The 7,713-nt window shown below is 40.4% G+C and carries 7 protein-coding genes; 1 reads left to right on the top strand and 6 read right to left on the bottom strand.

Translation table 11 applies throughout. The features are described from left to right. Positions 1-52: 52 nt before the first annotated feature. From AC5JM2_RS00800 to AC5JM2_RS00775, 6 genes are all read right to left on the bottom strand, one after another. Complete coding sequence (locus tag AC5JM2_RS00800; RefSeq protein ID WP_495833012.1) at positions 53-307, bottom strand: hypothetical protein; 255 nt, start codon at positions 305-307, stop codon at positions 53-55. Positions 308-391: 84 nt separating this feature from the next. Beyond that, entirely contained in the window at positions 392-775 is a 384-nt protein-coding gene (locus tag AC5JM2_RS00795) for a hypothetical protein (RefSeq protein ID WP_495833011.1), read from the bottom strand. 185 nt (positions 776-960) lie between these two features. Next, on the bottom strand, positions 961-1,863 hold the full coding sequence (locus AC5JM2_RS00790; RefSeq protein WP_495833010.1) for a GNAT family N-acetyltransferase: 903 nt from the start codon (positions 1,861-1,863) through the stop codon (positions 961-963). A gap of 94 nt (positions 1,864-1,957) precedes the next feature. Then, a complete protein-coding gene (locus tag AC5JM2_RS00785) occupies positions 1,958-2,929 on the bottom strand; it encodes an N-acetylglucosamine kinase (protein WP_495833009.1) in 972 nt (323 codons plus the stop codon). Positions 2,930-3,096: 167 nt separating this feature from the next. Then, complete coding sequence (locus AC5JM2_RS00780; RefSeq protein ID WP_495833008.1) at positions 3,097-4,377, bottom strand: MFS transporter; 1,281 nt, start codon at positions 4,375-4,377, stop codon at positions 3,097-3,099. A 41-nt stretch (positions 4,378-4,418) separates the two neighbouring features. Beyond that, entirely contained in the window at positions 4,419-4,853 is a 435-nt protein-coding gene (locus AC5JM2_RS00775) for a GxxExxY protein (RefSeq protein ID WP_495833007.1), read from the bottom strand. A 68-nt stretch (positions 4,854-4,921) separates the two neighbouring features. Between AC5JM2_RS00775 and AC5JM2_RS00770 the strand changes: the two genes are divergently transcribed. Next, complete coding sequence (locus AC5JM2_RS00770) at positions 4,922-7,645, top strand: valine--tRNA ligase (RefSeq protein ID WP_495833006.1); 2,724 nt, start codon at positions 4,922-4,924, stop codon at positions 7,643-7,645. Positions 7,646-7,713 lie beyond the last annotated feature (68 nt).

Raw genomic sequence — 7,713 nt, 5'->3', positions numbered from 1 at the left:
ACCATACGCGATACCCCTGCGCGCAGCGCAGGGAGGTAACTAGCAACTTGGGTTAATACACAGCTTCACGGTTGAAGGCAAGTTCAGGTTTAGCTCCAAATAACGTTTGGTTCGCTAATTCTTCATCGAATAAATCCTTTGCCCATCTCGGTTGAATAGGAATGATAAACGTAGGAATTTCGGCATCAATAATTTTGGCTGGGAAAAGAAAGTGTTCAATATCTGCCGATGCTTGAACATCTGTAATTAAGGTTTCTGTATTAAGACTAGCAGCGATTTGCTGGCAAAATTTGTATTCTGGTTCCATAGAAGCTAGACTAGTACTCCAAGGCGTAAATTCGGTTAGGGTGTAAATATAGACTTTTAAGGGGAAGCGTTTGGCAGTATAACCCTATCTAAACTTACGCCGCACTGTACTAGTGAGACGTGTTGACAGCTGATATGCAGTTTCAGCAACTGCTAAATTCACTTTCAGCCATCCATTATTTACTCGGACAAAAGTATCTTCTTGAATAGCTTTAATAACAGTTTCTTCTAAGTAAGAGTCAGTGATTCTTGTAAATTGCCGACGTTCACGAGCAGAACGTAATATTGACTTAAAAATCAGATGGTGTGCAAGTGTGGCTGATAGAGGATTATCTCCAATCCTTAGTATCGGAATTTCTAGCTCATAGCTTTTATGTTTACCATACACCACTAAAGCAAGAGGTAGATTTTCTTGTTCAAGAATGACATAACATTCAAATTTTTCTGGTTCAGCAAGAAACCGCCGCAATTGCTGCTGAAATTCAGCCTTAGTTTCCCCCTTGTTTACACAATGAAAATGATTTTTTAATAAATATTCCTGTCCCCTTTGAACTCGTACTTGCTCCAGTCGAGTACCAGCTAATCTTACAGGCTGATAGTCAGGTTTTCGACGAAGCTCGTCTAGTTGAATAAGCAGGTTACTAGAACGAATAATTAACTAAATTTTTCATAAATTTCATCTGCTATATCTAATAATCGCTGTTCTCTAGTTACGAAAACCTGAGAATCTGAAGCAATCCCTCTAGCTAAATGACGCAACTCTAGTTCCGGCAAAAATATACTTTTTTTCTGTAAAAATTCTCTTAACGATTCCAACAGCTTATCTAACGTTTGACTTAGGCAGCGCAAGGCGTGAAAAGTATTTGCAAATTCGCGTTGACGTTTTCTTTCAGAGTCATCACTAATAATATTTATGTGGTTAAATATTTCATCAGTTATGCATAACTCTAATTCCGGAGCTAGCCAATCAGCCAACAGTAATTTTGATTCTTCACTATCAATATATTCATTTGTAGATAAATCAAAGAAGATATTGACATCAATAACCACACAAAGTTTTGATTCAATTTTCTGCATATGAACCGCAGAAAATAGGTTTTTATGACCATGATCAAACCACCAAAACGTAAGCAACTTTCCATCTTTGCTCCTTCCCGGTTCATCATATTGAGAAACAAAACCTAAACTAGACCACATTTGTTCTAACCCATAATCACGGCGACAGCTTAAGCCAATCCCAGTATATTTTTCTTGAGTTCTTTCTTTAAGGTAATCAACCAGTAGTTTCGCCACTCCCTTACCTCGATATAATGAATCAATGCAAAGATGAACAATGGTAATCCGATCATAGGAACACCTATACAACAGATAGCCAATACACCCCTTTTTAGAATCAATAGCTCCAAGTATCTCGCCATTTGCAGCACGTTCCTCAAAAGCGCCTTTAGGTAAAAAACCAAGAGTTGCACGATTACGACGCCATAGTTCGATTACGGTTGGCAAATGTGGGGATTTCTTGTTAATCACTTCTTTTTTCAGATATATTTGTTCTGTCAATTTTTAAGACCTCACTGACTCAAATTATTAAGATGATTAAACTAATAACGAATATAACTAATACAGCTGTATGATTATTTACCTCTACTATTAGTTAAATTAGCTTTTCCTCCAACTTATTCAACGCCAACAACCCAGCACCATAAGCCGGTTCATGTCGAGGAAAAATCACTTTTGCTGAAGGAAACATCGTCAGAAGTGATGCAGAAAATTTCTCACGAATTCTTGATTTTCCTTGCCACACACTTCCAGTTGTCACAACCTCAAAACGTTCGTCATGACTAAAAATTGCATCAATAACTGTAGAAGTAGCTTTGATTAACTCCTTCGCAGCATCATCAATAATTCTCTGTGCGACTTCATCTTTGCAAGCTGCACTCCAATCAACAATAGGTGCCAAAGCAGCAATCTCTTTAACACCCCATCCCCTTCGATAAATAACTTCAATTAAATCTTCTATAGTCGCAAGCTCAAGAGACTGTTTGAACGCTTCAACAAGACTTGTTGACATCTCCCGTCCATCATAAGCTTTTAATGCTGCTTGCATACCACCAACAGCAATTTGATAAGCGCTACCTTCATCTCCTAAAAGATAGCCCCAACCGCCAACTCGTTTTGTCTGTCCATTATGATTTCGCCCAAAAACTATAGAACCAGTACCTGCTGCAACTACAATTCCTACGGGATAACCAACTCCCCCTACTAAAGCAATCAAAGCATCATGACAAATGATAATATTAGATGCAGATAATTCCCAAGTTATAGGAAGCAAGCTGCTATTTTGTAATTCTTGTACTATACCTTTTACGACCTCGATATCTTCTGGACGACCTACACCTGCTAGCCCAATGCAAATCGCTTCAATTTTAATATTATCTGTTAACTTTTGTGCTTCAACGACGGCAGTATAAATTGCAGACTTAATTGACTGTAGTGTTGCTTCTGTACCTATACTTTGATAATTAGATGCTCCTGCTTCACCACGACCAAGTACTTTACCTTTATCATCTATCAATAGACAAACTGTTTTAGTTCCGCCGCCATCGATTCCTAGAACGTAACTCATAGAATTTGGAATTTTAAACCGCAGTTCAATGCAGATGGACGCAGATGACTTTATATTATATTAGCGTTTTCTATAGAAATCCTATTTTATTTTTGAAACACACGTAGGGTGGGCACTGCCAGTTAGATCCTGCCCACTATATTCGAGTTTTAGTGGCAGTGCCCACCTTACACTACTCTTGTTTGACGATCATTCTTCTCATCTAAAGGAAGAAAAAATAGAGTTATCATACCAGGAATTGTGAGTAAACAGACTAATATAAAGAATAATGGATATCCAGCTTTTTCTTGAAGATAACCGCTGATTAATCCAGGTAACATCATACCTAATGCCATAATTCCTGTAGATATGGCAAAATGAGAAGTTTTGTATTGACCTTTGCAAATATACATCAGATAAACGCTAAAAGCTGTGAACCCGAAACCATACCCAAGTTGCTCTAAAGAGACTAAAAGATAGACTAATGCAAGTGAGGGTTTGGCAGAAGCCATATAAACATAAAATATATTAGGTAAATTCATAGCTAAAGCCATAGGAAACAGACTCTTTTTTAACCCATGTTTGGAAATCACAAACCCTCCTAATATTCCTCCTAAAATTAGGGAAATGACCCCAAAAGTACCGTATACTAAACCGACTTCTGATGTCGATAATCCCAAACCTCCTACTTCTAGTTTATCTAATAAAAATAACGAGGCTAGTTTTACAAGCATTGCCTCACCAAATCGGTAAAGCAAGATAAATGCTATAATACTTATTATTTTATCTTGTTTAAAATATGAACCGATAACATTCAAAAAAGGTAGTCTGTTTATTGCTGTTTGTGATTGGTGTTGAGAATCAGACTCAGCCGAAGGTAGAATAAGTTGATGGAAAATAAACAGTATTGCCAAAACTAAAGCTGAAAAACCAAGAGCAATAGTCCAGCTTAAAGGAGTATTTTTCAGAGAGAATTCAAGCTGACCAGCTAAAAACACTAAAAATCCTGAACCGAAGATAACGGCAAGGCGATAAAAAAGTGAGCGAACACCAGAAAAGAATGCTTGCTGTGCTGGATTTAGAGTTAATAGATAAAAACCGTCAGTAGCAATGTCATAAGTTGCAGAAATAAATGCTCCTATGGTCAATGCTGCTAGGGAGATAAAAAAGAAATTTGGTAACTGTAAAGAAAAGGCTATCAAACCCAAACAAGAGAACATCGCAAATTGGCTGGCAAGAATCCATGTTCTTTTGGTTGAGTAAGTATCAACGATAGGTGCCCACAACATTTTGATGACCCAAGGGAGATAAAGAAAACTCGTCCATAAGGCAATTTGAGTATTATTTATTCCGAGTTTTTTGTAGAAAATGACAGAAACTGTGTTGATGATGACGTAAGGTACGCCAGAGGTAAAGTATAGGGTAGGGATAAAAGTCCAAGGGGAACGGGGTGCTATTCGATTTTTCATGAATAATGAACCGCGAAGACGCTAAGGACACAAAGGAAGAATTAAGAAGAGAGGATGATGCGTTTTATGCCTTCTTTGAGGACAGGGACTTTGAAGTTGATAAGAAGGGCGAGGGGATGTTTGGTCATTTTTAGATAGGAGATAACTTGAGCTTCGTGAACTGGAGATAGATTCTCAACAGCTTTCAATTCAACAATTAAGACATCACCAATCAGAAAATCTAGTATACCTTCACCAACGGGATACCCCTTATAATTAACTGTTACCGGATACTGAGGCTTATAAGGTATGCCACGCATCCGAAATTCCACCTCTAAAGCCTGCTGATAAACCGATTCCAAAAACCCTGGCCCCAACACCCGATGCGCCTCAATCGCCGCCCCAATTACCCTATAAGCCAACCGTTCCACCTCTTCTTCCAACTGCTTCATCCTTCTCTCCTCTTCCTTCGTGTCCTTAGCGTCTTCGCGGTTCATTTCCTCTTTTCCTCCTTAACCCTGTGGCAAAATTTATAAAAGTCCTTCCACAGTATCCTTTTCCCAGCATGATCGCATCAAACATTAACCTTCCTAGTCTTTACGAACCCTTCTCCACTGAAGCCAAGTGGCAAAAATTTTGGGAAGAAAACCAACTCTACAAAGCTGATCCCAACAAAGGTGGCGAATCTTACTGTATCGTGATCCCGCCACCCAACGTTACTGGTAGCTTGCACATGGGACACGCTTTTGAAAGTTCGCTGATTGACACCCTTGTGCGTTATCACCGGATGAAGGGATACAATACTCTGTGGCTTCCCGGAACTGACCACGCCAGCATCGCTGTGCAAACAATTCTGGAAAAACAACTCAAAAAAGAAGGTAAAACTCGCTACGATTTGGGACGCGAGAAATTTTTAGAACGCGCTTGGCGGTGGAAGGCTGAATCTGGAGGGGCGATTGTTCATCAATTACGACGCTTGGGTGTCTCGGTTGATTGGTCGCGAGAACGCTTTACGATGGATGAGGACTTATCCAAAGCGGTGTTGGAAGCTTTTGTCCGACTTTACGAGGAAGAGTTAATTTATCGTGGCGAGTACCTGGTCAACTGGTGTCCAGCTTCCCAATCTGCGGTGTCGGATGTGGAGGTGGAAAATCAGGAGGTGAATGGGAATCTTTGGCATTTTCGCTATCCTCTTACGGATGGTTCTGGTGATATTGAGGTGGCGACGACTCGACCAGAAACGATGTTGGGTGATACTGGAGTGGCGGTGAATCCCAATGATGATAGATATAAGCATCTGATTGGCAAAACCGTAACTCTACCAATTATGAATCGGGAAATTCCGATTATTGCCGATGAGTTTGTTGACCCCAGTTTTGGCACAGGTTGTGTGAAGATAACTCCAGCACATGATCTTAATGACTTTGAAATGGGCAAGCGTCATAATCTGCCGTTGATCAATATTATGAATAAGGACGGCACTTTGAATGAAAATGCTGGTTCGTTTCAAGGACAAGACCGCTTTGTTGCTAGAAAGAATGTGGTTTCTCGTCTAGAGGCTGACGGGTTTTTGGTGAAGGTGGAGGATTATAAGCATACTGTTCCTTATAGCGATCGCGGCAAAGTTCCCATTGAACCTCTTCTCTCGACTCAGTGGTTTGTCAAAATTCGTCCTCTGGCTGATAATGCACTGGAATTTCTTGACCAAAAGAATTCGCCAGAGTTTGTCCCGCAACGTTGGACAAAGGTGTATCGTGATTGGCTGGTGAAGCTGAAAGATTGGTGTATCTCTCGTCAACTGTGGTGGGGACATCAAATCCCTGCTTGGTATGCGGTGAGTGAAACAGGCGGAGAAATTACTGATAATACACCGTTTGTTGTCGCGAAGTCTGAGGCAGAAGCACAGGAGAAATTAACATCACAATTTGGCGAAAATGTCAAGATTGAACAAGACCCAGATGTCTTGGATACCTGGTTTTCTTCTGGGCTTTGGCCTTTCTCTACTTTGGGCTGGCCGGATAATACCCCAGATTTGACAACATACTATCCTACCACTACCCTTGTCACAGGTTTTGATATCATCTTTTTCTGGGTTGCCAGAATGACTATGATGGGTGGGCATTTTACAGGGCAAATGCCGTTTAAAGATGTTTACATCCACGGGTTGGTATTGGATGAAAATGGCAAGAAGCAGTCTAAGAGTGCTGGTACTGGCATCGATCCGTTGTTGCTGATTGACAAATACGGTACTGATGCCTTGCGTTATACCTTGATTAAGGAAGTCGCAGGGGCAGGGCAAAATATCCGCTTGGAGTACAATCGCAAAACGGATGAGTCGTCATCGGTGGAAGCATCCCGGAATTTTGCGAACAAGTTGTGGAATGCGGCGCGGTTTGTGATGATGAATTTAGATGGGCAAACGCCGCAACAACTGGGAAAACCAAGCGTCAGTGAGTTAAGTGACTGTTGGATTCTCTCTCGCTACTACCAAGTTGTTAAACAAACTAATAACTATATCGACAACTATGGATTAGGAGAAGCCGCAAAGGGACTTTACGACTTTATCTGGGGCGACTTCTGCGATTGGTATATTGAACTTGTTAAATCTCGTCTCCAGAAGGATTCGGAACCCACTTCTCGTCGCACTGCACAACAAACTCTTGCGTATGTGCTGGAAGGAATTTTGAAATTACTTCATCCTTTCATGCCTCATATTACCGAGGAGATTTGGCAAACTTTCACACAACAAGGTGAGGATTCCAAGCAAAGTTTATCTTTACAATCTTACCCGGAAGCTGAGATAAACTTAATTGATCCCGCTCTGGAGGAACAGTTTGAACTGCTGTTTGGTATCATTCGTACAATCCGTAATTTGCGAGCGGAAGCGGATGTTAAACCGGCGATAAAAGTAACGGTGAATTTACAAACTGAAAGCGAGAATGAACGCCAAATTTTCACAACTGGACAGTCTTATATTAAAGATTTGGCAAAGGTTGAGAATTTAGTCTTTGCTGGTGAGCAAAATAAAGAAACGTTTGCGGATGTTGTTGGTACGGTGCAAGTGTTACTTCCTCTTGCTGGCGTTGCTGATATCAGCGTGCTGCGAGCCAAAATTGAAAAACGTTTAAATAAGGTAGAAGGAGAAATTAAACCTCTGAGTAATAGGTTAAATAATCCTAATTTTGTGGAACAAGCACGACCAGACGTAGTCGAAGGAGCTAGGAATGCTTTAGCAGAAGCGGAAAAACAAGCAGAAATTTTGCGCGATCGCCTACGTAGGTTAGCATAGTTCCGAGGGATTATTTAATGTTAGTTGTTAGTAGTTACTTGTATAAAAGTATTCTTAACTACTAACCA

The organism is Brasilonema angustatum (assembly GCF_059505445.1).
The sequence above is the reverse complement of the archived record's forward strand: the minus strand, read 5'-3'. Positions and strand labels throughout refer to the sequence as shown.